Below are 25,106 nucleotides of genomic sequence, written 5' to 3' on the forward strand. Positions count from 1 at the left end.
GGGACGCGCGGTGATCCGGCTGACGTGGGTGCAGCCCGAGGACCTCGTCGGCCACGAGCTGCGGCAGGCGGCCGAGGACGGGCGGGGGGCGCTCCCGGAGGTGGCGGCCGTCGGCGACCGCTGGCACGCCGCCGGGGGACACGACGCGCCGCCCAGGGCGGGCGCCTCCCCGGGGCCCGCGTCCGTAGAGCTGCGCGCCCTGGCCGAGGGACTGCTCGACGAACTCGCGGCGATCCCCTCGCCGCTGCCCGAGCCCTCGGAGCTCGACGAGATCGTCGCGAGCTGCCCTGACTGGCCCGCCCTGCGTCCGCAGGCCCGCCCGCTGATCCGTCCGGAGGCGGGCCGCGTACGGGGAGCGTGGTGGGGCCGGGCGGCCGGCTGCCTCCTGGGCAAGCCGGTGGAGAAGATCCCCCGCGAGGGGATCAGGGCCATCGCCGAGGCGACCGGCAACTGGCCGATCCGCGGCTGGTTCACCGCGAAGGGGCTGCCGCCCGAGATCGCGGAGCGGTGGCCGTGGAACCGCCGCAGCGCGGGCACCAGCCTCGCCGAGAACATCGACGGCGTGCCCGAGGACGACGACCTCAACTACGCGCTGCTCGCGCTCGCCGTGCTCGAACGGCACGGGCGCGACTTCACGACCGAGGACGTCGCGCGGACCTGGCTCGACACGCTGCCCGCCGGGCGGGTCTTCACCGCCGAGCGGGCGGCCTACCGCAACCTGCTGACGGGTCTCGAACCTCCCGTGACCGCCGTCCATCGCAACCCCTTCCGCGAGTGGATCGGCGCGCTGATCAGGGCCGACGTGTACGGCTGGGCCAACCCGGGCGACCCGGCGACGGCCGCGGCCTGGGCGTGGCGGGACGCCCGGCTCAGCCACACGGCCAACGGGATCTACGGCGCGATGTTCGCCGCCGCCATGTGCGCGCAGGCGCTCGTGGCCGGGGGCGCGGGCGAGGTGATCGAGGCCGGGCTGTCGGTCGTGCCGCCCGGCTCGCGCCTGGCCGGAGCCGTACTGCAGGCCGTCGCGGACGCCGCGGCGGAGCCGGACTTCGAGCGGGTCGCGGACCGGCTGCACGCGCGGCACGGGCATCTCCACTGGGTGCACACGGTCAACAACGCGGCGTTGCTGGCGGCGGCCCTCGTCCACGGCGCCGGGGACTTCGCCGCGACCGTCGGCGCCGCCGTGGCCGGGGGCTGGGACACCGACTCGGCCGCCGCCACGGCCGGGTCGATCGCCGGGGCGCTGGCGGGCGGCGTCCCCGAGCGGTGGACGACCCGGGACCGGCTCGCCAGCAGCCTGCCCGGCTTCGACGGCGTCAGCATCGAGTCGCTCGCCGCCCGCACGCTCGCGCTCGGTGAGGAGGACCGACGGTGATCTCGGTGTTCGGCAGCGCCAACATGGACCTGGTGGCGTACGTCGCCCAGGCTCCCAGGCCGGGGGAGACCGTCACGGGCCGGGAGTTCCGTACGGTTCCCGGCGGCAAGGGGGCCAACCAGGCGATCGCCGCGGCCCGTGCGGGAGCCGGCGTGGCCTTCCTCGGGGCGGTGGGGGACGACGCGTTCGGGCCGGGGCTGCGGGCCGCGCTCGCCGAGGCGGGCGTGGACACCGCCGGGCTGCGGGTCGTGCCCGGCCCTTCGGGCGTCGCGCACATCGTCGTGGAGGACGGCGGCGACAACTCGATCATCGTGGTGCCCGGCGCGAACGGCGCGGTCACCGGCCCCGCCGGGCGGGACGCGGAAACCATCGCCCGGTCCGACGCGCTGCTGCTGCAACTGGAGCTGCCGATGGACGCCGTCGTCGCCGCGGCACACGTTCCGCGTGGCGTGTCGTCCCGTGCCGAGGTGATCCTGACCCCGGCCCCGGCGGCGCCGCTGCCCGCCGAACTGCTGGAGGCCGTCGACCTCATCGTGCCCAACGAGCACGAGGCGGCGGCACTCACCGGCCGCGACGATCCCCGGGACGCGCTGGAGGCGCTGCTCGGCCTCGTCCCCGAGGCCGTCGTCACCCTGGGGGCCCGGGGCGCCCTGTACGGCTCGCGCGACGGCACCCGCCTGCGCGAGGCCGCCGTACCGGTGCGGGCGGTGGACACCACGGCGGCGGGGGACACCTTCGCGGGGGCGCTGGCCGTGGCCAGGACCGAGGGGGCCGGCCCGGCGCGGGCGCTGCGCTTCGCCTCGGCCGCGGCGGCGCTGTCGGTGCAGCGGGAGGGCGCCAGCACCTCCATGCCGCACCGCCACGAGATCGACCGTCTTCTGGAGGGGCTGTGACCATGGAAGGCGAGCGGAGCGGGCCGCTCGACGGCGTACGGGTGATCGACGCCGCCACGCTGTTCGCCGGGCCGACCGCGGCGATGCTGCTCGGCGACTACGGCGCGGACGTCGTCAAGGTGGAGCACCCGCGCCGGCCGGATCCGTCGCGCGGGCACGGGCCCGAGGGGCTCTGGTGGAAGATGCTCGGCCGCAACAAGCGGACGATGACGCTCGACCTGTCCACCGCGGAGGGCCAGGACCTGATGGTCCGGCTCGTCGAGGACGCCGACGTGCTCATCGAGAACTTCCGCCCCGGCACCCTGGAGCGCTGGAACCTGTCCTGGGACCGGCTCAGCGAGGTCAACCCCCGCCTGGTGCTCGCCAGGGTCACCGGGTTCGGCCAGTTCGGCCCGTACGCCGGGCGGCCCGGCTTCGGCACGCTCGCCGAGGCGATGAGCGGGTTCGCCGCGATGACGGGGGAGCCAGGCGGGCCGCCCACGCTGCCGCCGTTCGGGCTGGCGGACGGCATCTGCGCGCTGGCCACCGCGTTCGCCGTGATGACCGCCCTGCGGTCGGGACGCGGGCAGGTCGTCGACCTGTCGATCATCGAGCCGATCCTGACCGTGCTCGGCGCCCAGCCGACCGTCTACGGCCGGCTCGGCGTCGTGCCCCCGCGTACGGGCAACCGCTCGGTCAACAACGCGCCGCGCAACACCTACAGGTGCCGCGACGGGTCCTGGGTCGCGGTCTCCACCTCGGCGCAGAGCATCGCCGAACGGGTGATGCGCCTGGTCGGACGGCCCGACCTGGTGGACGAGCCGTGGTTCGCCACCGGCGCGGGCCGGGTGGCGCACGCGGACGAGCTCGACGCGGCCGTGGCGGCGTGGGTCGGCGCGCGGACCCGGGAGGAGGTGCTGCGGGCGTTCGAGGAGGCGGACGCCGCGGCGGCGCCGATCTACGACGTGCGTGACGTGCTGGCCGACCCGCAGTTGGGCGCGCTCGACGCCGTGACCACCGTGGAGGACCCCGAGCTGGGCCCGCTGCGCATGCAGAACGTGATGTTCCGGCTGTCGCGGACCCCGGGACGGATCCGGTGGACCGGCCGTCCGCACGGCGCCGACACCGACGAGATCCTGCGCGGTCTCGGCCTGACCGGCGCGGAGATCGAGGCGCTGCGCACCAAGGGAGTGGTGTGACATGTCACCAGGTGATCGGGCATGAGCGGCGATCTTCCGGAAAGGGGCACGGAGGATTCGCGAGGAGTTGACGCCGTGCCTTCTTCCGCACCTTCCGCGGGGCCTCCTTCCGGGCCTGCTGCAGCGTCTGCCGCGGGGTCCGCTACCCGCCCCCTGACGTGGTTGTACGTGCCCGCCGACCGCCCGGACCGGATCGCCAAGGCCCTCGGCGGCGAGGCGGACATGGTGATCGTGGACCTGGAGGACGCGGTCGCCCCGGAGAACAAGGGCGTCGCCCGGGCCGGGGTCGTCGCCCTGCTGGCCACGCCGCAGCCCCGCGTGGAGGTCCGCGTCAACGACGTGCGCACGCCGTACGGCCAGGCCGACCTGCACACGCTCGCAACGCTGCTGCACGGCGGCGGCGGCCTGCGCGTCCCCAAGGTGGAGTCGGCCGACGAGATCCGCTGGATCGCCGACGCGGTGCCGGGCGTGCCGCTGCGCCCGATCATCGAGTCGGCCCTCGGACTGGAGCGCGCCTTCGAGATCGCCACCGCCTCACCGGCCGTCGCCGGGATCGGCCTGGGCGAGGCCGACCTGCGCGCCGACCTCGGCGTGACCGACGAGGCGGGCCTGACCTGGGCGCGTTCCCGCATCGTGGTCGCGGCGCGAGCGGCGGGGCTGCCGGCCCCGGCCCAGTCCGTGTATACGAACGTCCGCGACCTCGACGGCCTGGCCGCGTCCTGCGCAGCGGGCCGGGCCATGGGCTTTCGCGGCCGGGCGGCCATCCACCCCGTCCAGCTTCCGGTGATCGCGGCGGCCTACCGCCCGGCCAGGGAGGAGATCGTGGCCGCCCTGGAGGTCGTCTCCGCCGCCGATCAGGGCGCGGTCGCCCTCGCCGACGGCCGCTTCGTCGACGAGGCCGTCGTCCGCCAGGCCCGCCGCCTCCTCACCGACGCCGGCGATCACTGAGGCGGGCGATCACTGAGGCGGGCGATCACTGAGGCGGGCGATCACTGAGGCGCTTCACGTCGCACGCCGCGCGACGAACACGAACTCACGACCCGGGCGATCGGGGGCGTCCCGCACCTCCAGTACGCGATAGCCGTTCGCGACCAGGCTCGTCTCCACCTCGTCACGGTCGCGGAACCGCAGGGTCGAGTCCGAGGTGACGACCGCGCCGTCCGCCAGGAACGTGTAGGTGTAGCGGAAGGACACCAGCGGCAGGCTCACATCGGTGACCTCGCGGCGCTGCTCCACGAGCCCGGCCTCCGGGAGGTCGAGGACGACCGGACCGGTGTCCGAAGCCCACTCCTGCCACGCCCGGCGTTCGGGACGCCTGGTCTCGAAGACGAGATGACCCTGCGGGCGGAGCGCGCCGCGGATGCCCCGCAGAGTCCGCGTCCAGTCGTCGTCGGTGAGAAAGACCTGCGCCACGTTCCCCGTCATCACGGCGAGGTCGGCGCCGAACGCCGGCACTCCGGTGGCATCGCCGTGGATCCAGGTGATCCTTCCGGTCCGATCCTTCGATCCGGCGATCTGCAGCGACGCCTCGGCGGGATCGACGCCCATGACCGTGCGTCCGCTGTCCGCCAGCAGAATCGCCAGGCACCCCGTTCCGCAGCCGACGTCGAGCACGCGGTCGGCGCCCAGCTCGTCGGCGATGGCGAGATAGGCGTCCAGGTCGGCGCGGTCACCGTCGAAGGCGTCGTAGACGGCGGCCAGGCGAGGATGGTCGAAGATCGGGTCAGGCACCTGGCGACCCTATCCACCCCTTCGGCCGGCGGCAGCGTCATGCTGGTGGGGAGCCGACAGCCGGCTACGACTCCCGGTCGGGGCGCTCTTCGGCGAAGATGCGGGCGAGTTCGGCCCGGGACGCGATGTCGAGCTTGGCGAAGATCCGGCGCAGATGGGTCGAGACCGTGTGCGGAGACAGGAACATCTGCGCGGCGGCCCGGCGATTGGTCAGTCCTCGGGCGATCAGCTCCGCCACCGCGCGTTCCGTGTCGGTGAGGCTGTCCCAGCCGAATTCCTGCTGGTGTGACTGGGCCCAGTGCCGGCGCCGGACGCCCAGTGCGCGCAGGCGCGCCCGCGCGCGGGCCGCGTCCCTGAGGGCGCCGATCTGCTGGTAGCCGTCGTGCGCCTGGTCGAGGCTGCTGATGGCCCGCTCGCGGTCGGCGCAGGCGCCGGACGTCGTGAGCAGGACCCCGAGGTCCTCGGCGGCCGAGGCGCGCTCCCACAGTTGCGGGTGGTTGGCGGCGGCGAAGGCGAGGTCGCCGGGGTCGGCGTGGAGAAGGCCGCGAGCGTGCGCGGCGGCGGCGGCGAAGATGGGGTAGGCGGGGTTTCTCCGTGCGAGGTGGCCGACCGTGTCGACGGTGGTCTGCGCGTACGCCCGGTTTCCCGAGGCCAGCGCGAGCCGGGTCATCCAGGCCGCCGCGAGGGGCGCCGTGACGAGCATCCATTGCTGTTTCTCCGCGTCGGTGTAGGTGGGGCCGAGGATGTCCATCGCCCGTTCGCGATCGCCCTGGGCCTCGGCGACGACGGCCTCCACCCACTCGCACGCCGATCCGAAGAGCATTCCGGCGGCGCCGGGCTCGCGCGCGTACCTCCTGATGTTCCGGCCCGCGGCGTTCATGTCGCCGCGCCGCACGGCGATGTACGCGAGTATCGACAACCCCACGCGGATGAACCCGTGCGTGCCCATGTCGTCCGCGATCCTCATTCCGGCCTCGGCCTCGGCGGCGGCGTCGTCGAGCCGGGCGGCGGCCAGTTTCACGCGGGCGCGGAAGAGCGCGGGCTGCGCGGCCAGCACGGTGACGCCGAGGGACTCGATCTCCTCCTCGGCCGCCCGGATGGCCAGGTCGGCCGCGTCGAACTGACACAGGCACCGGTGAAGATGACCCAGCAGCAGCCATGCGTACGGCCGCTGGACGGCCTCGACGGTGCCGCTGTTCCCGATCCGCATGGCCTCGTGCAGATGCGTGAACGAGTCGTCGAACCGTCCGTCGATCATGGCGCACCGGGAGAGCATCAGCAGGGCGCCCATCACGGCCGTGTCGGAATGCCCGTCGCGATCGGCGAGGACGGCCTCCGCTCGCCGTCGTCCCTCCCTCAGGTCGTTCAGGGAGATGAGCCCCCAGAACACCGTCCATTCGGCGACGTCGCGAAGGTCGCGGGAGACGTCCTCCCGGCTGAGCAGGCTTTCGGCCTGGGACACGGCGTCGGCCGGCCGGCCGCTCAGAAGCAGGATGTACGCCAGCGCGCAGCGCAGGCGATGCGCCACCACGGGGGGAGCCCTGCTGAGCGCGGGACGAGCGAGATCGGCGGCCTCGCACAGCCGCCCGACGGCCGTCAGGGCGTCCACCGCGATGGCGGCCCGACCCACCCAGTCGGGATCGGCGGCGTCGGTCAGCTCCAGCGCCCGGACGGCGAGATCGGCGGCGGTCTGCGGCGAGGACCGCAGCACCTCCCGCGCCGCCCGGTCCAGCGCGCGCAGGGCGCACATGTCACCGTGGCCGGCGCTGTGGATGAGGTGCGCGGCGGCGGGAATGGTCGATCCGCCGCGTTTGAGCAGCATCTCCCCTGCCTCGCGGTGCAGGGCCCGCCGGACGGCGCTGGACAGGGTCTCCGTCACCGCCTCCCACAGGAGTTCGTGCCGGAAGGCCAGTTCGTGCCCGGCGGATTCGACGATGCCCGCCGACATCGCCTCCTCCAGCATGGGCAGCAGATCGCCCGTCGTTTCGCCGAGCATCTCGGCCAGGTCCTTCACCGAGAACGAACGGCCCAGGACCCCGGCGACCTGGAGCATGTGCCTGGTCGGTCCGGACAGCTCCTCCAGGCGCTCCCGGGTGACCGCCTGAGCCGGCGGCAGCCGCGTCGACACCAACGACGCGCGGCCGTCGGCGATCCGGAACCCCCCCTCGTGCTTGAGCTTCTCGATGAGGTCGACGAGCAGGAAGGGGTTGGCATCCGCTATGTCGGCCAGTGCCAGCACGTCCGGCTCGGGCGCCGCCCCGAGGACGTCGGTGACCACCTCGGCCACCGCCGCACCGTCCAGAGCCTTCAGCCGGATCCGCGTCGCCCCCTCGCGCTCAGCGTGTTGAACATGCGGTCCAGGCGGAGGGCGTCGCCGCCGCCGGTCGTACGGGCCAGCATCCAGATGAGCGGGGTGGAGGCGAAGTCCACGGTCAGCGACCGCAGCGCCAGCAGAGTCATGGGGTCGGCCCAGTGCACGTCGTCCAAGGTGAGCAGCACGGGCCCGTGCGCCACCAGCGCCTCCAGCGGTCCCTGCAGACGCTCGAGCAACAGCAACCGCCGGTCGACCGGACCGGGCACACCGTTGTCGCCGGTGCGGAGAGGACAGCCCGACTCCTCGAGCGCCGAGATCAGAGGGGCCAGCGGCATCAGCTGGGCCAGCTCGTCCGCGACGCCGCGGACCACCCGGAACCCCCACCTGGTCGCGGTGGCGGCGGCCACGTCGAGCATGCGGCTCTTGCCGACGCCCGGCCGGCCCTCGACCAGCACGACCCCGCCCCTGCCCACACGCGCCGCCCGGAGCAGGCCGGCGACGAGTTCCCACTCCCGGGCGCGGCCGCGCCAACCAGGCCAGGAAGTCTCCCGGGAACCGGGTCCCTCCGCCGCATCCAGGACATTCCGGGATACGTCCCCAATAAATCCATGAGACACCCGGCGCACACGGCCCCGCAACAGGCCCGCGCGGTGCGCCCGTCCATCGCCTCGCGATCACGGCGCGACCTGAACCGTTGATCGCAGGCCCGCGAGCAGGAGCGCAACGCTACACATATGTGCGATACGGCCTGCTTCTCCGCCGTTCAGAATCGTATCCGTCAACTCATTCCTTGATTTTGAGCTGACGTGAAAGGACCCCACGACTGAGCGGTACCGGGAAACGTGCGCAGCGGACCACGCGCCCACGCCTCCCCGGCCCTCTCAGGAGCCTGGCATCCCTCGAATTCCTATTTCGAAAGGATGGCGATGGTGGACCTGACGGATAAGTTGCTGATACTCCTGTGGCCTCTGTTCGCGCTGCTCACGTCGGTAGCCGCCGCCAAGGGCCTCGCACACGTGCTGACCGGCAGGTCGTCGAGCGTCACCTGGCACGCACTTCTGACGAGCGACAGGACAGACCGCGCGAAAGCCTCTCGCGTGGAGAGCGGCGAACACGGACCCGGGCGGCGGGTCCCCCGCCGCCCCCCGAAAGCCGACCGGCCGCAGCACCGGCCCTTTGTGACCGGCTCCGCCGGCCACGCCTCCGCCGAGCACGCGCACGCGCACGAGACCTCCGGCCCCGCCGGCGCGTCGTCACCCGGCTCGATGAGGCGTGAGAACGGATACCGGCGTCCGGACCGGCGGCGTCCGGACCGGCGGCGGCCGGGCCTGCGGGGGGCGGGCCTGCGGGGGGCGGGCCTGTGGGCGCGCCTGGCGCCCCGCTCGATCCGAGGGCAGATGACCCTGCTGGTCACCATCATGACCGTCTTCACCCTCCTCCTGGAGGGCGGGGGGATGTACCTTCTGGCGAGAGCCGGGACCGTCGGACGGCGATGGGATCCCTGCGGCACCGCTGTCACGGGCGCCGAGAGTCGCCAGCCGGCGCACGGCCATGTGCGACATGCGGTGCAAGAGGGTGCGGTGCGGCAGGGTGCGCAACAGGGCGCGGTGCGACGGGGCGCCGGCGGCGTCCGCCGGGTCACCGGTCTGCTGGCGGCCGGCCCCGCGGGGTCCTCACCGCCCGCCTCATGGGGAACGCCGCCCCGGACCTTTTCAGGGGACCTCGAGCCGCGCACGGGCACCCCGCAGCCCACGCCGGCGTGTAGCGCCGTCTTCCCCGCCGGGTCCCGGGTGGTCGTCGAGGCGGGGCAGCCGCTGCTGGGCCTCACGCCGCCCGGCTCACTCCCGTTGCTGGTGGCGCTGGAGACCGCCGAGCTGATCGCCCTGAACGCCTGGGTCACCTGGAAGGTGAGCAAACGGCTGCTCCGCCCCCTGGATGCGGTGGGCGCCGAACTCTCCCGGATCGACTTCGGCCACCTGGCCGCCGGTATCTCGGTGCCGAGGAGGGCGCAGGAGATCACCCGGTTGGGCCGTACGATCAACCAGGCTCTGGGGGGCGTGCATAAGGCCAAGGAAGAACTTGAGGAGCTCGCCCGCCGCCAACGGCGGTTCGCGTCGGACGTCGCCCACGAACTGCGCACTCCCATCGCGGGGCTGAGGGTGCAACTGGAAGCGGCACAGCAGGATCCCGGCGAGGTGCCGCTGCCGGAGCTGCTCGAGACGTTGCTGGATCAGGTGGACCGGCTTCAGACGATCACCGAGGACATCCTGTCCATCGCTCGCATGCCCCACTGCCCACCCGCCGAGTGGCGGCAGCTCGACCTCGCGGCCCTGGTCAAGGCCGAGATCGCGCGACGTGCGGATCGGCACCCGGTGCGGCTCCGCATCACCCACGGGGCCACCGTCACCGCCGTACCGTCCCAGATCAGCCGGCTGCTCGCCAACCTGCTGAACAACGCGCAGCGGCACTCCAGCCGTGTGGTGTGTGTCGAAGTGCAGGCCGAGCCCACCGCGGTCGAGCTCGCGGTCAGCGACGACGGGCCGGGGATCGCCGAGGCCGACCGCGAGCAGGTGTTCCAACGCTTCACCCGGTTGGACGACGCCCGCCGGCTCGACCGCCACGGCACCGGACTGGGCCTGGCCATCGCCCGCGACATCGCCCAGGCGCATCAGGGGACCCTCCGCGTCGAAGAAAGCACAGCCGGCGGGGCGCGGTTCGTCCTGCGGCTGCCCCGAGTCCGGCCGACTGGGACGGGATCGTCATGAAGCTTGAAAACTGTTCGATCCGCGCCCGGCTGGCGCTGTTCGTCAGCATCGCGGTCAGCGTCCTCTGTATCGCGTTCTCCATCGTCCTGTTGTTCGCCCTCAACAAGATGGCCACCCAGAACCTCACCAAAGAGGTGACGGCGGTCGGCGAGTTGACCGCGTACGGCGTCGACCACGGCCAGCTCGTCAATCCGCTGCCGCCGATCCCGCAGAACCTGATCCGCCCCGTCCAGGTGGTCGACCCGCAGGGACATGTGGTCGCCGCGACCAGGGATTTGCAGCACCGGCCGCTCATGGCGCATTTCACGCCGAAAAGCCCCAGGCGGGTGGCGAGCGCCGTGGTCTGCAATTCCGTCTTTCCATCCAGCGGCTGCCACATCGTCGTCGCGCAACAGGTGTATCGCAACGGCGACTGGACCGTGTACAGCGCCGCACCGACGCTGCCGTTCTTCGTCTATCCGGGTATGGCGGCCCTTCTGGTCACGGGAACGGTCCTCTTCACAGGGGCGGTCGCCTACGGGGCGCGGCACACCGTCGCCAAATCGCTCAAACCGGTGGACGCCATCCGGGCCCAGCTCGACCACATCCGGAGCACCAACCTGGGCCGCCGGGTTCCCGTCCCCAAGGTCAAGGACGAGATCTACCGGCTGGCCTGGAGCGTGAACGAGACGCTGGACCGCCTGGAGCACATGCTCGAACAGCAGCGGCGCTTCTGCGCCGACGCGTCCCATGAGCTTCGCACCCCGATCACCGCCATCCGCGTCCAGTTGGAGGACGCCCTCCGGGCGGCCGAAGGGGTCGACCTGAGCAAGCTGTGCGACGACGTCCTTCCGAGTGTGGAGCGTCTCCAGTCGATCACGACCGGTCTGCTGACGCTCACCCGGTTCGACGCCGGCGCCCCGTGTCCGCGACAGCCGGTCGACCTGGCCGAGCTCATCGCCCTGGAGCTGAGGAGCCACCAGGTGAGCAGGAGGGTCGTCCTCCAGCTGACACCCGGGGTGGTCGTCAACGGCGACCGGGCGCAGCTGCGGCAGTTGGTCTGCAACCTGATCCAGAACGCCCAGCGACACGCGTCCTCCACCGTCACGGTCACGCTCCGGTGCGAGGACGGCGACGCGCGCTCCGCGAAGGGCGTCGCGGCACTGGAGGTCCTCGACGACGGCGCCGGGATCGCCGTCGACCAGCGCGAGACGGTGTTCCAGCGCTTCACGCGGCTGGACAGCGCACGCAGCAGGGACGCCGGAGGGATCGGCCTCGGCCTCCCCATCGCCCGGCTGATCGCCGAACGCCACGAGGGCACCCTGACCATAAGGGACAGCGATCGAGGCGCCCGCTTCGTCGTGCGCCTCCCGCTGGACCCTCAGCCCGGGGACTGGCAGTGAAGATGGAGACGGACGCCCCGGCCACCTGACGCGGCCGCGCCTCGCCGCTCCGGCCGTGCCCGCCTTCATCCGTCGCCGGCGGAGCCGTTCCTCTCGCGGTCCCGCGCGGCGCCGGCGAGCAGCATGTCCAGCGCGGCGGGGTAGGCGCTGTCGTTCATGTCGGCCACCAGCAGGGGCGCGACCGCCGCGATGTTGGGGTGGCCCGCGGGGGACAGGCGGGCGTAGGTCGCCTGCCACATCTCCTCGTCCGCCCTGCGCGCCTGCTCCGGCAGCGCGAGGGACGCCGCGTCCAGCGCGGCGAAGGCCAGCGTCATGTCGATGAAGGCGTGATAGACGCGGACCGCCGCACGGTCGGGGAAACCGGCGCCGCGCAGCCGCCCGAGGATCGCCTCGTCGGCGGCGATCTCGTGGGACTTGCCGCTGATGCGGCTGGCGGTCAGCACCGCGGCCTGGGGGTGTTCGAGGTAGGCGGCGTGGATGCGCAGGCCCAGCTCGCGGAGGTCGGCGCGCCAGTCGCCGGTGGCGTGCCAGCCGTCCATGGCCCGGCCGATGAGCATGTCGCCGATGGCCAGGGTCAGGTCGTCGATGCCCGCGAAGTAGCGGTAGAGCGTGCTGGGGTCGGCGCCGAGTGCGATGCCGAGCCGCCGTACGGACAGTCCGGCGGCGCCGTGCTCACGCAGCATGCGCAGCGCGGTCCGCACGATCAGGTCCTCGGAGAGAACAACCCCGTTCTTCGTCGGGCGGCGCCGCCGGCGCGCCGACTCGGAAACCACCGGCTTGGGCACTGTGCTCTCCTCTCCGGCCGCCACCTTATGCCAACACCATTGACGTTCTGTACGGCGGTGACATTGGATCGGGTCCATCAAAGGGGTCTTTGTCCTCAAAAGGGAGCTTTGTCATGCGTGTTCTGCTCGTCGGCGCGGGAGGGGTGGGCACCGCGATCACCCGCATCGCGGCCCGCCGGTCCTTCTTCGCGCACATGGTCGTCGCCGACTACGACCTGTCCCGGGCCGAGGCGGCCGTCGGCGCGCTGGGGGAGGCGGGCGCCCGGTTCACCGCCCGGCGGGTGGACGCTAGCGACGAGGCCGCGGTGGCGGCACTGCTGGCCGAGCACCGCTGCGACGTCCTGCTCAACGCCACCGACCCGCGGTTCGTGATGCCGCTGTTCCGGGCGGCGCTGTCGGCCGGCGTGCACTACCTGGACATGGCGATGTCGTTGTCGCGGCCGCATCCGCAGCGCCCGCACGAGGCGTGCGGTGTCAAGCTGGGGGACGCCCAGTTCGAGATGGCCGCCGAGTGGGAGAAGGCGGGACGGCTCGCGCTGGTCGGCATCGGGGTGGAGCCGGGGCTGTCGGACGTCTTCGCCCGATACGCCGCCGACGAACTGTTCGACCACATCGAGGAGATCGGCATCCGCGACGGCGCCGACCTCACCGTCGACGGGTACGACTTCGCGCCCTCGTTCAGCATCTGGACCACCATCGAGGAGTGCCTCAACCCGCCGGTCGTCTACGAGGCCGGCCGGGGCTGGTTCACCACCCCGCCCTTCAGCGAGCCGGAGGTGTTCGACTTCCCCGAGGGCATCGGCCCGGTCGAGTGCGTCAACGTCGAGCACGAAGAGGTCCTGCTCGTGCCCCGCTGGATCGACGCCGAGCGGGTGACCTTCAAATATGGACTGGGCGAGCGCTTCATCGGCACGCTGCGGACCCTGCATCTGCTGGGGCTGGACCGCACCGAGCCGGTCGAGGTCGTCGCCGAGGGCGGCGCCGTCGTCAGGGTGTCCCCGCGCGACGCGGTCGCGGCGTGCCTGCCCGACCCGGCGACCCTCGGGGATCGCATGCACGGCAAGACGTGCGCCGGCACCTGGGTCAAGGGCACCAAGGACGGCAGCCCGCGCGAGGTCTACCTCTACCACGTGGTCGACAACCAGTGGTCCATGCGCGAGTACGGCTCCCAGGCGGTGGTGTGGCAGACTGCGGTCAACCCGGTGGCGGCGCTCGAACTGATGGCCGCCGGCGCCTGGTCCGGCACCGGGGTCCTGGGCCCCGAAGCCCTGCCGCCCCGGCCGTTCCTCGACCTGCTCACCGCGTACGGCACCCCGTGGGGCCTGCGGGAGAAGTAGGCGGCCACCACGGCTGGACGGGAACGGCCCGCCCGCGACGAGGCACGGCCCTGCCTGCGACGAGGCACGGCCCCGCCCGCGACGAGGCGCGGACGGGACCGCGGCGAGGTGCCTATCGCGTGAGGTCCGCGGCGGAACCGGTCACCTGGGCGTAGCCCGCGGGGCGGCTGGTGAAGTCGCCCCTGCCCTGGGTCCGGCCGCGCAGCCGGGTCGCGTACCCGAACAGCTCGGCCAGCGGCACGGTCGCGGTGACCACGACGGCGCCCGCCCGCGCCTCCGAACCGCCGACCCGGCCGCGCCTGGCCGCGAGGTCGCCCAGAACTCCGCCGACGGCCTCCTCGGGCACCGTGACCGTGACCTCGGCCAGCGGCTCCAGCAGAGCCATCTCACCGGCACGCAGTGCCTCCCTCAGCGCGAGCCGCCCGGCCGTGCGGAACGCCATCTCCGAGGAGTCCTTCGGGTGGGTCGTGCCGTCGGTCAGCGTGACCCGAAGGCCGGTCACCGGATGGCCACCGAGCGGGCCCTCGGCGATGGCGTCCCGGCAGCCGGCCTCCACCGCGCCGACGTACTCGCGCGGCACCCGGCCGCCGGTGACCGTGGACCGGAACACGAAGCCGGCGTCGTGCTCCAGCGGTTCCACGTCGAGCACGACGTGGGCGAACTGCCCGGCGCCGCCGTCCTGCTTGACGTGCCGGTACAGCAGCCCGGACACCCCGCGGACGACCGTCTCCCGGTAGGCGACCCGGGGCCGTCCGACGGCGACGTCGAGCCCGTGGGCGCGGCGGAGCTTGTCCACCGCGACCTCCAGGTGCAACTCGCCCATCCCCGACAGCAGCGTCTGGCCGGTCTCGGGATCGGCGCGGACCGACAGCGACGGGTCCTCGTCGGTCATCCGGGCCAGCGCGGTCGCGAGCCGCCCGGCGTCCCCGCTGCCGCGCGACTCGACGGCCACGGAGACCACCGGCGAGGCCGTGACCGGCGGCTCGAGCACCAGCGGCGCCCCGGGGGCGCAGAGGGTTGCTCCGGCGCGGGCCGCCTTGACCCCGGCGACCGCGACGATGTCCCCGGCCGTGGCCCGGTCCGTCTCGGTGTGCCGGTCGGCCTGCACCCGGAGGATGCGTCCGATCCGCTCGGTGCGCCGGGCGCCGGCGTCCAGCACGACGTCTCCCCTTCTGATCGTTCCCGAGTACACCCGCAGGTAGGTCAGCCGTCCGGTGGGGGCGGCGTGCACCTTGAAGACCAGCGCGGCGAACGGCGCCGCCGGGTCGGCGGGCCGCTCCTGCCCGGATCCCTCCCACTCGGCGCGTACGGGCGGCACGTCGGGCGGCGCGGGCAGGTAGTCGACGACGGCGTCCAGCAGCGGTTCGACACCCCGGTTGCGGTACGCCGACCCGCACAGCACCACCACCGCCTCGCCACGCAGGGTCAGGTCCCGCAGGGCGGCGGTCAGGGTCGGCGCCGAGATCTCCGGACGGGCGCAGAACTCCTCCAGCGCCGCCGGATGAAGCTCGGCCGCCGTCTCCTCCAGCAGGCGTCGGCGTCGGCGGGCCTCGTCCCCGAGGGCTTCCGGCACCGGGCCCTCCGTGACCGTGTCACGGCCGGCGTCCCAGACCAGCGACCGCATCCGCAGCAGGTCCACCACGCCGGTGAACCCGTCCTCCCGCCCGATGGGCAGCTGGACGACCAGCGGGGTGACCCGCAACCGCTCGCGGATCGACTCGACCGCCGCGTCGAGGTCGGCCCCGGCGCGGTCCATCTTGTTGACGAACGCGATGCGCGGCACGCCGTACCGGTCGGCCTGCCGCCACACCGACTCGCTCTGCGGCTCCACGCCGGCGACGGCGTCGAACACCGCGACCGCGCCGTCGAGCACCCGCAGCGACCGCTCCACCTCGTCGGAGAAGTCCACGTGACCCGGGGTGTCGATCAGGTTGATCCGGTGGCCGTCCCACAGGCAGCTCACGGCCGCGGCGAAGATGGTGATCCCCCGGTCGCGCTCCAGGGGGTCGAAATCGGTGACGGTGGTCCCCTCGTGCACCTCGCCGCGCCGGTGGACGGCGCCGGTGAGGTAGAGGACCCGTTCGGTGACGGTGGTCTTGCCCGCGTCGACGTGGGCGAGGATGCCCAGGTTGCGGATGCCGGTCAGCGGGACGGGGTGATTGCGGTTCAGGTCGGCGCGCATGGCCATGCCCTTCGGAGGGTTCCTACGGTGGCGGGGCGCGATTGGCCTGACGAGAAGAACCGGCCGGATCCAGGCCGGGCGCGGCCCCTGGGCGGACACCGTTCGAGGACCGCCGGGGCGACCAGCGACCAGCGAGCGGCGGGCGGTGTGCGGAGCGGCGCACGCGGGGTTCGGCGTGCGGGCCATGTGCGGGGCCGCATGCTGTCTCACGTGCGGTTTCACGTGCGCCTTCGAACATGGCGCCGGAGCGGCGTCAACGCCGCCGGTGAAACGGCTTCAGTGCCCGCTTTGCCCTTACCAGGGGGCGAAGTTCGTCAGGAACGTCCGATGGCGGCCGCGCGGCCGGCATCGGAGAGCGACGTAGACACCAGGATCACCTCGTGCCGTGACCGGAGGACGACGACCGCGATGCGCTGATGCACGGTCAACTCCCCTCTCTTCGGCCGAGGCGCGCCGCGTCGTGGCGGCGCGCGTGATCAGTGGCGAGTGTACGGAAACCGCTCGTGGCCGGAAAGGGGTTTTCCGCTTCGCCGGGCCCGCCCCCGCACGCGGCCTGCACGCGGTCCCACACGCCGCGGTCCCACACGCCGCGGTGCCACACGCCGCGGTCGCACACACGGAGCGCCCCGGCGGGCGACGCGGGAAACGCGGCAGGGAGGATCTGACGGAGACTTCCACAGGATCTTTAGGAGAACGCATGCAGGTCCACGACCTGTCCGGTGGCGGCGACGTCCTCGCCCGCGTCGAGGGGGTCGCCCGCCGTGCCCTTCGACGCTACGACGTTTCCCCCGGCGCCTCCGTGACGCTGCTCAACGTCTCGGAGAACGCGACCTTCATGGTTGGCGACGGTGAATGCCGGATGATCCTGCGGGTCCACCGGCTCGGCTACCACTCGCTGGAGGCCATCGTCAGCGAGCTCGCCTGGCTCGACGCGCTGCGCGACGAGGCCGGGATCGTCACGCCGCGCGTGCTGCCCGCCCGCGACGGGTCGCGCGTCGTCGCCGTGCGGGAACCGGGATCCGAACCCCGTCACTGTGTGATGTTCGAGTTCCTGCCCGGCGCCGAGCCGGCCGAGGACCGGCTGGTGGAGGACTTCGAACGGCTGGGCGCGCTAACCGCCCGCATGCACCGCCACGCCCGCGCCTGGGCGAGGCCGGCGTCATTCACCCGCTTCCACTGGGACCTGGACGCCGCCTTCGGCCCGCGGGCGCGGTGGGGCAGGTGGCAGGACGGCGTCGGCGTGGACCGGGAGGCGCACGCCGTGCTCGCCCGGCTGGAGGCCGAGCTGCGCCGCAGGCTGGAGCGGTTCGGCAAGGGCCCCGACCGGTACGGGCTCATCCACGCCGACCTGCGCCTGGCCAACCTCCTCGTGGACGGCCGGGCGGGAACCAGCGTCATCGACTTCGACGACTGCGGCTTCGGCTGGTACCTCTACGACTTCGGCGCCGCCGTCAGCTTCATCGAGCACCGGCCGGAGGTGCCGCACATGGCGGAGTCGTGGGCGCGCGGCTACCGGTCCCTGCTCGACCTCCCGAAGGAGGACGAGGCCGAGATCTGGACGTTCATCATGTTCCGCCGCCTCCTTCTCGTCGCGTGGATCGGCTCCCATTCGGCCGCCGACATCGCCGGGGAGCTCGGCGCCGGCTACACCCAGGGCAGTTGCGAGCTGGCCGAGCGCTATCTCGGCGGCTCACTCTGAGGAGTCTTCCTCGCAGGTCGTGGACCCGGCCTGGTCCTGCCCGAAGCGCAGGATGCGATGATCGGGGTGTGATTCAATCGGGCCGACCCATGCTCTGCCATGGTTCGTCCCCGTGCGGCGGAAAGGGTGAGCAGGTGTCCCGCGACCCGGATGGCGAAAGCGCGGTCGAGGTGGTGCGGCGGGAGGTCCTTCGGCTCATCACGAGCGGCCGGTTCGCGGGCTTCCCGGAGGTGACGGGGTGACGGGGCACGCGGCTCCCTGGGCGGTGCGGGTGGCGAGCGCGCCCGTCAGCTTCGGCGTCTACCGCGCCGACGGCGCGCCGCTGGGGCCCGACGAGATGCTCACGACGATGCGCGAGGCCGGATACCACGGCACCGACTCCGGGCCGATCGGATACCTGGGCACGGCGCCGGCCCTGCCCGAGCGGCTCGCGGCGCATGGTCTCGGGCTCTCCGGCGGCTGGGTGGACCTGCGCTACGACGACCCGGACGGCTTCCGCGAGGATCTGGCCGCCCTCGACGCCGCCCTCGACGTGTTCACCGCCGTCGGCGACGCGGAGGCCGGGGCGGCCGATCCGCGTTTCGCGCCGCGGCCGACTCTCGCCTGCCCGGACCGGCCCGAGCGGTTCGCCCGTCCCGGCATGCCGGCCGATCTGAGGCTCTCCCTGTCCGACGACGACTGGCAGGCGTGCGCGGGGCGGATCGGCGAGGCCGCGGCCCGCTGCCGTGACCGCGGCCTGGAGCCCGTCTTCCACCACCACCTGGGCACCGACGTGGAGACGCCCGAGGAGATCGAGCGGCTGCTCGGCTCGACGGACGTCTCGCTGTGCCTGGACACCGGCCACCTGTGGCTGGCGGGGGGCAACCCCGTGGCGGTCATCCGCGACTGGTCCTCGCGGATCCGGCAGGTGCACGTCAAGGACGCCTCCCGGGACGTCCTCGCCCGGATCCGCGGGGTCGGCGGCGACCTGTGGGACCTGGTCGTGGCGGGCGGTTTCCCGCCGCTCGGGCAGGGCGATCTGGACCTGCCCGCCGTGCTGGCCGAGCTGCGGCGGTCGGGTTACGAGGGCTGGATCGTGATCGAGCAGGACGTTCCGGTCTTCCGCGCCTCGGACACCGAGGCGCTCGCGCGGGCGGTCGCCGACCAGCGGGCCAACCGCACCGCCTTCGGCGAGGCACTCCGCGCCGCCGGCCTCGCCTGATCCCGCCCCGCCGGGCGCGCGCCACGGGCGGAATCCGACGACGATGGCGGTATGACGACCGCAGCTGATTACGCCGAGTTCGCCGCACGGGAGGCGCACGGCGTGTCCCCGGCGTACGAGCGCCTGGCGCTCGCGGTCTCCCGCGACCATGAGATGCTCGCGCTGCTCGGCACGCTCCCGCCGGCGAAGCGGCAGCCGAACCTGCTGTTCGGCGTCGTACGGTTCCTCGGCGGCCCGGTCGAGGACCCCGCAGCGTTCCGTGACTTCACCATGGGGAACCGGCCGGCGGTCGAAGCGGAGATGCGCACCCGGGCCACGCAGACGAACGAGGCCGGGCGGTGCGCGGTGCTGCTGCCGGTGCTCGCCGCGCTGCCGCAGCCGCTCGCGCTGCTGGAGGTCGGGGCCTCTGCCGGATTGTGCCTCTACCCCGACCGGTACGCCTACCGCTACGGCGACCACCCGGTCGGCTCCGGCGAACCGGTCCTGGACTGCGCCGTGACCGGGGTGGCGCCGCCGGCCCGCCTGCCCGACGTGGTGTGGCGGGCCGGTCTTGATCTGAACCCGCTCGACGTGACGAGTCCCGCCGACGTCGCGTGGCTCGACGCCCTCGTTTGGCCGGAGCACGAGCGGCGGCGGGCCCGGCTGAGGGCGGCTGCGGCCGTCGCCGCGACCGAGCCGCCGCTGCTCGTGCGCGGCGACCTGGCGGACGATCTGCCGGACCTGGCCGCGAAGGCCCCGGCAGGCGCCACGCTCGTCGTGTTCCACACCTCGGTGCTGTACCAGGTGCCGGCGCCGCGGCGGGAGGCGTTCGCCGAGATGGTCCGCGGGCTGCCGGGGCACTGGATCGCGAACGAGACCCCCGATGTGCTGCCCTACCCCGGCCTGCCGGAGCCGCCCGGCGCGGCACTGCACAACGTCCTCGCGCTGGACGGGACGCCGCTCGCCTGGACCCTGTCGCATGGGCAGGCGATGACCTGGTTCGCGTGACCTCGCCGCGTCACTGGCCGCGTCACTGGCCGCGGCGCAGTCCGTGCAGGAACGTGACGAGACCGGACCTCGGGCGCACGTCGCCGCCGTCCTGCACAGCCGGCGGTGACGGCTCGCCGCGGGTCTCTCGCGCGGGCCGGAGCGTGCCGGAGAACCTCGTGCTGACCTCGTACGTCACGGGCAGGGAGCGCAGCGCGCGGACGAAGGGGGAGGGACGCCACGGAAGCCGGTCCACCGGAAGCGTCGGGGTCAGCACTGAGAACCGGTCGAGCAGGCGGCGCACCGCGATCGTGGACATCTGCGTGGCCAGCCGCTGGCTCGGGCACCTGTGCGGGCCCGCGCCCCACGCGAGGTGGGCGCGGGTGCTGCGGATGTTGTCGCTGGTGAACGCTCCGGCGAACCGCGGGTCGGCGTGTGCTCCCGCGATCGACAGCATCACCGGGTCGCCGGCCGCGATCGTGAAGCGGCCGAGCTTCACGTCCATCCTGGCGTAGCGGAGGGTCAGGTTGGCCAGCGCCGGGTTGGCCAGGGCGACGCGGTTGACCACCTCCTCGATCGCGCCGATCGACAGGCTCTCCCTGAGGCGGGGATTGGTGATCGCCTCGACGATGACGTTGCAGATCAGGCTGCCGGTGAAGTCCAGGAATCCGGACAGCATCATCAACTCGCGGGCGAGTTCCTCGTTGGTGAGATCCGGCTTCGCCTCGATCATGTACGACGGCAGGTCGTCGCCGTGCCGCTGCCGTTTGGCCGTCGCCAGGTCGAGGAGGGCGGCGTGCAACCGCTGGTACGCCCCGGCGGAGTCGGAGCCGTCCAGCAGGCGCCACTGGTCCTCGAGCAGGTCCTCGCCGCGCTCGATGGTGACGCCGAGCAGGTGGTTGGCGACGAGCAGGGGGAACGGCCGGCTGTACTGCCCGGCGAGATCGGCCCGGCCGGTGGGCCCGGCCTCCGCCATCACGTCCACGAGATCGTCGCAGTGCCTCACCATGGCCCGTTCCAGCCGCTGCGCCTGCTCGCCGCCGGGATCCTGGAACGGCCGGAGCCCCGCGATCCAGGCGCCGCGCAGACCCCGGTGCCTGTCCCCGTCGTGGAAACCGGAGTTGTCGGCCTGCAGGAGGGCGAGCAGCGGCCAGTCGGCGGGAACGCCTCCTTCCGCGTACGCCCGCCAGTGGTCCACGCGCTTGCTCCACGCGTCGCGCGCGTTCTGCATGATGTGCAGCACCTCGTCGTAGCCGAGCACGAACCACACCGGCACACCGAGGACGTCGACCGGGGCCACCGGGCCATACCTGGCGCGCAGGCGCTCGTAGACGAGTGTGGGATCGACTTCGTAGTCTCCGGTGAGCAGGGACTCCAACGGCAAGGAGATGAGCCCTTCAACGGCCGACGCGGACCATCTTTCGGAGACCAAGGGCTGCGCCTGCCTTTCCTGCCATATATGGGGTACGGGCGGTGATCTTAGAGTGTCCGCCCGCGAATGTCAGCGCCTCGGCTGCATCGCTGCTCAGGGTGGGGGCGGACCGGCGACGTAGTGTGGCGGCATGACGCTGGAGCTCGACGGCAGGATCGTGAAGATCACGAATCCGGACCGCGTGGTCTTCCCGCGGACCGGGCACACGAAGCTCGACCTGATCTCCTACTACCGGGTGGTCGCGGAGGGGGCGGTGCGCGGCGTGGCCGACCGGCCGGTGATACTCAAGCGCTTCGTGCACGGCGTCGACCGGGAGGCGTTCTTCCAGAAGCGGGCGCCCGCCAAGCGACCGGAGTGGGTGGAGGTCGTCGAGCTGAGCTACCCCTCCGGCCGAACGGCGGACGAGGTGGTGATCCGCGACCTCGCCCACCTGCTGTGGACGGTGAACCTGGGCTGCGTGGACCTCAACCCCCATTCCGTGCGGGCCCACGACCTCGACCATCCCGACGAGCTGCGGATCGACCTCGACCCCGTGCCCGGCGTCGGCTGGGAGCAGATCGTGCGGGTCGCCCTGGTCGCCAGGGACGTGCTGGAGGAGCACGGCCTGACCACCTGGCCCAAGACGTCGGGCTCGCGCGGATTCCACGTCTACGCCCGCATCGAGCCGCACTGGACCTTCCCCGAGGTGCGGCGGGCCGCCGAGGCCGTGGCCAGGGAGGTCGAGCGCCGGGAGCCGGACGTCGCCACCAGCCGGTGGTGGAAGGAGGAACGGCAGGGCGTCTTCGTGGACTACAACCAGAACGCCCGCGACCACACCGTCGCCTCCGCCTACTCCGTACGGCCGACCGGCCTCGTCTCGGCCCCGCTGGCCTGGGACGAGGTGCCCGGGTGCCGGCCGGAGGACTTCACGCTCGCGTCGATGCCCGACCGCTTCGCCGAGGCGGGCGACCCGTGGGCCGGCATGGACGAGCGGGCGGGGTCGCTGGACGCCCTGCTGGAGCTGGCCGAGGCCCAGGGGCCGCGGCCGGACAGGCCCGCGGACCCGCCGCGGCAGGGACGGCGTCAGTCCGTCATGCCGCTCGTCGAGATCGCCAGGGCCGCCACGCGGGACGAGGCGATGGCCGGGCTCGAACGATGGAAGGCCCGCCATCCCGAGGTGGCCCGCCTCCTGCAGCCGGCCGACGTCCTGGTCGACTCGATGCGAGGGCGCAGCTCGACCTGGACGAGGATCAGGGTGAACCTCCGGCACGTCCCCGAGCCCGACCGCCCCGGCCAGGAACCGCTGGAGGTCGACTACGACCCCTACGGCAGAGATCAGCCGGGGCCGTAGACCTCCCACAGCTCGCCGAGGAAGAACCGGCAGAAGCGGGTCACGGCCCCCGTGCCGTCCGGCCCGGCCGTGCGGAAGGTCGTGAGCATCCGCACGAGGTCGGACGGCAGGATGCGCAGCGTCCCCGCGGCGACCACGGCGGCGTCGTCGTCCCCGCCCTCCTCGACGTGCCCCTCCAGCAGGCGGGCGTGCAGGGTGGAGGTGTCCAGCCACAGGCGGGTCGGCGCGCCCGGCAGGATCTCCTTGTGCCCGGCCAGAGTGCGGGGGCGGCCGTCGGCGTCCCAGAAACGCAGGCGGTAGCACATGCGCCGCTGCCCGGCCGTCTCCCCGGGGACGAACAGGTTGAACGAGCCCCCGGCGATCGGCCGCCTGCCTCCGCACAGGTCGGCCTCGATCCAGCCCTCCGCCCTCGCCTCGTGCTCGGGCTCGGTCAGGAAGCGGTCGATGTCGTCGATCGTGATCGTGATGCGGAAGGCCATGGGGCGTCCGCCGGCTCCACTTCGGCGGGCCGCACCGCCGGGCGGGACGAGCGTCAGGAGCCCCCGCATCTCCTCCACGAACCACAGCGAGGTCCGGCCCTCGAACACGCTCGGCTCGTCCGCGCGTCCGGCCGCGAAGGGACGGCCGCCGGAGACGGTCTCCGTTCCCATCGGCACGGTCTCCGTTCCCATCGGCACGGCCTCCGTCCCCACCTCGATCGGCGGCACGGCGGGCAACTCCACTGACTCGACCCCCACTGACTCGACCCCCACTGACTCGACCCCCACTGACTCGACCCCCACTGACTCGACCCCCGCGGCCCCGACCATCACGGCCCCGACCCCCGCCAGTGGCGCGGCGAGGGACGCACGGGACTCCAGGATCCGGGTGCTCATGCGGTCGGCGAGCGCGGCGATGGTCAGCGACGGATTGGCGCCGACCGGCCCCGGCAGGGCCGCGCCGTCCGCGACGTACAGCCCGGGGAAGCCGAAGACCTCTCCGTACGGGTCGCAGACCCCCTCGCCCGGATGGCGGCCCATCGGCGCGCCGCCCAGCGGATGCACGGTCATGATCCGCCTGCGCCACCACGGCGGGCTGTCGGCGTACTCCGCGCCGAGCACGTCGCCGATCCTGCGCATGATGGCACGCAACCGCTCGTAGTAGTCCTCGCTGCTCTCGGCCGTCCAGTCCACGTCGAGGCGGCCGTCGCGCAGGCGCAGCCTCCCGTCGGGGACGTCCCGGCCCATGCCGAGCAGCGGCAGCGAGGTGCCCGACAGCTCGCCCCGGCCGATCAGGTCGGCGAACTCCGCCGACAGGTTGGTGTCGTGGGTGAGGATGTTGCGCATCCGCCGCAGCAGGAACCTGGCGACCCTGCCCGGCCTCATGTCCGCGCCCTCGACCAGGTAGTCGACGAACTCGGGATAACCGCCGTCCTCGATGTAGGCGCCGCGTCCGTCCGCGCCGTCGTCGAGCCGGATCGCGCTGGTGATGACCGGTCCGCGGCTCGCCCGGATGGGCCGGGTCCTGCTCCGGTCGGTGGCCCGCAGCAGGAACGCCAGCATGTCCCCGTTGCCGCAGAAACGGCTGCCGATCGTCGCGCTCAGGCCGGGGAAGGCCGCCCGGTTCTTCAGCAGCAGGTAGGACGTGCCGTACGTGCCGGCGGCCAGGACGAGCCGGTCGCAGCTGATCGTGTGCGGCCCGGTCCGCCGGGGCGGCCCGTCGCCGTCCTCGCCCGCCTCGTCCTCGCGCGGCATGTGCTCGACGTACTGCACGTCGTAGCCGCCGCCCACGCGCGGCCCGATGCGCCGCACCTCGTGCAGCGTGCGCAGGTCGGCGCCGTGGTGCCGGGCGGCCGACAGGTAGGTGTGGTCGAGACTGTTCTTCGCGCCGTCGTTGCAGCCGAGGTCGCACTCGCCGCACAACCGGCACGTACGGCGCGGCACGCCGTGCAGGTTCCCGTACGCCGCCGCGGCGAGCGGCGCCCCCTGGGAGGGCTGCGCCCCCGGCGACGGCGCGAAGCTGACGGCCAGCGGCGGAAGCCGCCAGTCGAGCCCCAGCTCGGCCGCCGCGTCCCGCATGGCGAGCGTCTTCAGCGTGTCGTCGAAGCCGGGACTGGTCAGCGGGTAGGGCGAGACGCCGATCATGCGCTCGACCGCGTCGTAGTGCGGTTCGAGGTCGGCCCTGGTCACCGGCCACGACTCGTAGCCGCCTCCGGGCAGCGCCTGCTCGTGGACGAACCAGTCCTCGTCCTTGCGCAGCATGACGTTGGCGTAGACGAGCGAGCCGCCGCCGAGGCCGCTGGAGACCACCGAGTCGCAGCCGGAGAAGCTCCAGATGTCGAACATCCCGTACAGGCCCTCGGCCGGGTCCCAGAAGGCGCGGCCGAGCTGGGCCGGGCCGCGCGGGAACTCGCCCGGCGCGTACGCCCTGCCCCGCTCCAGCACGACCACGGACAGCCCCGCCTCGGCGAGGCGGCAGGCGGCGACCGCGCCGCCGAAACCCGAACCGACCACGACCGCGTCGACGTGTTCCATAAGTGGATGTCTCTCAGTGACGC

18 protein-coding genes are annotated in these 25,106 nt (G+C 73.1%); 11 read left to right on the forward strand and 7 right to left on the reverse strand.

The genetic code is table 11. The features are described 5' to 3' along the window. Positions 1 to 10 precede the first annotated feature (10 nt). From FLX07_RS11295 to FLX07_RS11310, 4 genes are all read left to right on the forward strand, one after another. Entirely contained in the window at positions 11 to 1,375 is a 1,365-nt protein-coding gene (locus FLX07_RS11295) for an ADP-ribosylglycohydrolase family protein (protein ID WP_142570385.1), read from the forward strand. Further along, positions 1,372 to 2,268 carry a ribokinase gene (locus FLX07_RS11300; RefSeq protein ID WP_142570387.1) on the forward strand — a complete coding sequence of 299 codons (897 nt, stop codon included), beginning with the start codon at positions 1,372 to 1,374 and terminating at the stop codon, positions 2,266 to 2,268. The genes FLX07_RS11295 and FLX07_RS11300 overlap by 4 nt, the downstream gene beginning before the upstream one ends. Before the next feature lie 2 nt (positions 2,269 to 2,270). Continuing rightward, positions 2,271 to 3,446 carry a CaiB/BaiF CoA transferase family protein gene (locus FLX07_RS11305; protein WP_142570639.1) on the forward strand — a complete coding sequence of 392 codons (1,176 nt, stop codon included), beginning with the start codon at positions 2,271 to 2,273 and terminating at the stop codon, positions 3,444 to 3,446. A gap of 168 nt (positions 3,447 to 3,614) precedes the next feature. After that, a complete protein-coding gene (locus tag FLX07_RS11310; protein ID WP_229689679.1) occupies positions 3,615 to 4,394 on the forward strand; it encodes an HpcH/HpaI aldolase/citrate lyase family protein in 780 nt (259 codons plus the stop codon). 54 nt (positions 4,395 to 4,448) lie between these two features. Here the strand turns inward: FLX07_RS11310 and FLX07_RS11315 are convergent, their stop codons facing one another. The 3 genes from FLX07_RS11315 to FLX07_RS11325 form a co-directional block, all read right to left on the reverse strand. Then, entirely contained in the window at positions 4,449 to 5,177 is a 729-nt protein-coding gene (locus tag FLX07_RS11315; protein WP_142570391.1) for a class I SAM-dependent methyltransferase, read from the reverse strand. Between the two features lie 64 nt (positions 5,178 to 5,241). Continuing rightward, on the reverse strand, positions 5,242 to 7,464 hold the full coding sequence (locus tag FLX07_RS11320; protein WP_142570393.1) for a helix-turn-helix transcriptional regulator: 2,223 nt from the start codon (positions 7,462 to 7,464) through the stop codon (positions 5,242 to 5,244). 20 nt (positions 7,465 to 7,484) lie between these two features. Continuing rightward, the gene (locus FLX07_RS11325; protein ID WP_308424404.1) at positions 7,485 to 8,117 is read right to left on the reverse strand and encodes an ATP-binding protein; all 633 of its coding nucleotides are present in this window, start codon (positions 8,115 to 8,117) and stop codon (positions 7,485 to 7,487) included. 552 nt (positions 8,118 to 8,669) lie between these two features. Here FLX07_RS11325 and FLX07_RS11330 point away from each other — a divergent pair. Further along, positions 8,670 to 10,256, forward strand: a complete 1,587-nt coding sequence (locus tag FLX07_RS11330; RefSeq protein ID WP_167748204.1) for a sensor histidine kinase — start codon at positions 8,670 to 8,672, stop codon at positions 10,254 to 10,256. After that, on the forward strand, positions 10,253 to 11,638 hold the full coding sequence (locus FLX07_RS11335; protein WP_142570399.1) for a sensor histidine kinase: 1,386 nt from the start codon (positions 10,253 to 10,255) through the stop codon (positions 11,636 to 11,638). The genes FLX07_RS11330 and FLX07_RS11335 overlap by 4 nt, the downstream gene beginning before the upstream one ends. Before the next feature lie 65 nt (positions 11,639 to 11,703). On the opposite strand, the gene FLX07_RS11340 is transcribed toward FLX07_RS11335, so the two are convergent. Next, positions 11,704 to 12,423 (reverse strand): TetR/AcrR family transcriptional regulator, encoded by a 720-nt coding sequence (locus tag FLX07_RS11340; RefSeq protein ID WP_142570400.1) that lies wholly within the window; start codon positions 12,421 to 12,423, stop codon positions 11,704 to 11,706. A gap of 113 nt (positions 12,424 to 12,536) precedes the next feature. Here FLX07_RS11340 and FLX07_RS11345 point away from each other — a divergent pair, with 113 nt between their 5' ends. Beyond that, positions 12,537 to 13,760: a saccharopine dehydrogenase family protein gene (locus FLX07_RS11345; RefSeq protein WP_142570402.1), complete on the forward strand. Its 1,224-nt coding sequence runs from the start codon at positions 12,537 to 12,539 to the stop codon at positions 13,758 to 13,760. Between the two features lie 112 nt (positions 13,761 to 13,872). Here the strand turns inward: FLX07_RS11345 and fusA are convergent, their stop codons facing one another. Further along, on the reverse strand, positions 13,873 to 15,942 hold the full coding sequence (gene fusA / locus FLX07_RS11350) for an elongation factor G (protein ID WP_142570404.1): 2,070 nt from the start codon (positions 15,940 to 15,942) through the stop codon (positions 13,873 to 13,875). A 697-nt stretch (positions 15,943 to 16,639) separates the two neighbouring features. Between fusA and FLX07_RS11355 the strand changes: the two genes are divergently transcribed. The 3 genes from FLX07_RS11355 to FLX07_RS11365 all read left to right on the forward strand — a co-directional run bounded on the left by FLX07_RS11355 (position 16,640) and on the right by FLX07_RS11365 (position 19,829). Further along, positions 16,640 to 17,641: a phosphotransferase enzyme family protein gene (locus FLX07_RS11355; protein ID WP_142570406.1), complete on the forward strand. Its 1,002-nt coding sequence runs from the start codon at positions 16,640 to 16,642 to the stop codon at positions 17,639 to 17,641. Positions 17,642 to 17,879: 238 nt separating this feature from the next. Next, complete coding sequence (locus tag FLX07_RS11360; RefSeq protein ID WP_229689681.1) at positions 17,880 to 18,842, forward strand: sugar phosphate isomerase/epimerase family protein; 963 nt, start codon at positions 17,880 to 17,882, stop codon at positions 18,840 to 18,842. Positions 18,843 to 18,893: 51 nt separating this feature from the next. Beyond that, positions 18,894 to 19,829: a DUF2332 domain-containing protein gene (locus FLX07_RS11365; RefSeq protein WP_142570408.1), complete on the forward strand. Its 936-nt coding sequence runs from the start codon at positions 18,894 to 18,896 to the stop codon at positions 19,827 to 19,829. Positions 19,830 to 19,851: 22 nt separating this feature from the next. Here the strand turns inward: FLX07_RS11365 and FLX07_RS11370 are convergent, their stop codons facing one another. Next, positions 19,852 to 21,192, reverse strand: a complete 1,341-nt coding sequence (locus FLX07_RS11370) for a cytochrome P450 (protein ID WP_208762159.1) — start codon at positions 21,190 to 21,192, stop codon at positions 19,852 to 19,854. Positions 21,193 to 21,370: 178 nt separating this feature from the next. Between FLX07_RS11370 and ligD the strand changes: the two genes are divergently transcribed. Further along, the gene (gene ligD, locus FLX07_RS11375; RefSeq protein WP_142570413.1) at positions 21,371 to 22,570 is read left to right on the forward strand and encodes a non-homologous end-joining DNA ligase; all 1,200 of its coding nucleotides are present in this window, start codon (positions 21,371 to 21,373) and stop codon (positions 22,568 to 22,570) included. Here ligD and FLX07_RS11380 read toward each other — a convergent pair. Continuing rightward, positions 22,555 to 25,083, reverse strand: coding sequence for a GMC oxidoreductase (locus FLX07_RS11380; protein ID WP_142570415.1), 2,529 nt, complete (start codon positions 25,081 to 25,083; stop codon positions 22,555 to 22,557). The two genes, ligD and FLX07_RS11380, sit on opposite strands and share 16 nt — an antisense overlap. Positions 25,084 to 25,106 lie beyond the last annotated feature (23 nt).

The sequence above is a fragment of the Microbispora bryophytorum genome (genome assembly GCF_006874465.1).
Lineage (GTDB): Bacteria > Actinomycetota > Actinomycetes > Streptosporangiales > Streptosporangiaceae > Microbispora > Microbispora bryophytorum.

Bases quoted from the DNA above. Each gene is read 5' to 3' on its own strand.
- FLX07_RS11305 (WP_142570639.1), top strand. From the start codon at position 2,271: ATGGAAGGCGAGCGGAGCGGGCCGCTCGACGGCGTACGGGTGATCGAC.
- FLX07_RS11335 (WP_142570399.1), top strand. From the start codon at position 10,253: ATGAAGCTTGAAAACTGTTCGATCCGCGCCCGGCTGGCGCTGTTCGTC.
- FLX07_RS11345 (WP_142570402.1), top strand. From the start codon at position 12,537: ATGCGTGTTCTGCTCGTCGGCGCGGGAGGGGTGGGCACCGCGATCACC.
- fusA (WP_142570404.1), bottom strand. From the start codon at position 15,942: ATGCGCGCCGACCTGAACCGCAATCACCCCGTCCCGCTGACCGGCATC.
- FLX07_RS11355 (WP_142570406.1), top strand. From the start codon at position 16,640: ATGCAGGTCCACGACCTGTCCGGTGGCGGCGACGTCCTCGCCCGCGTC.
- FLX07_RS11365 (WP_142570408.1), top strand. From the start codon at position 18,894: ATGACGACCGCAGCTGATTACGCCGAGTTCGCCGCACGGGAGGCGCAC.
- ligD (WP_142570413.1), top strand. From the start codon at position 21,371: ATGACGCTGGAGCTCGACGGCAGGATCGTGAAGATCACGAATCCGGAC.
- FLX07_RS11380 (WP_142570415.1), bottom strand. From the start codon at position 25,083: ATGGAACACGTCGACGCGGTCGTGGTCGGTTCGGGTTTCGGCGGCGCG.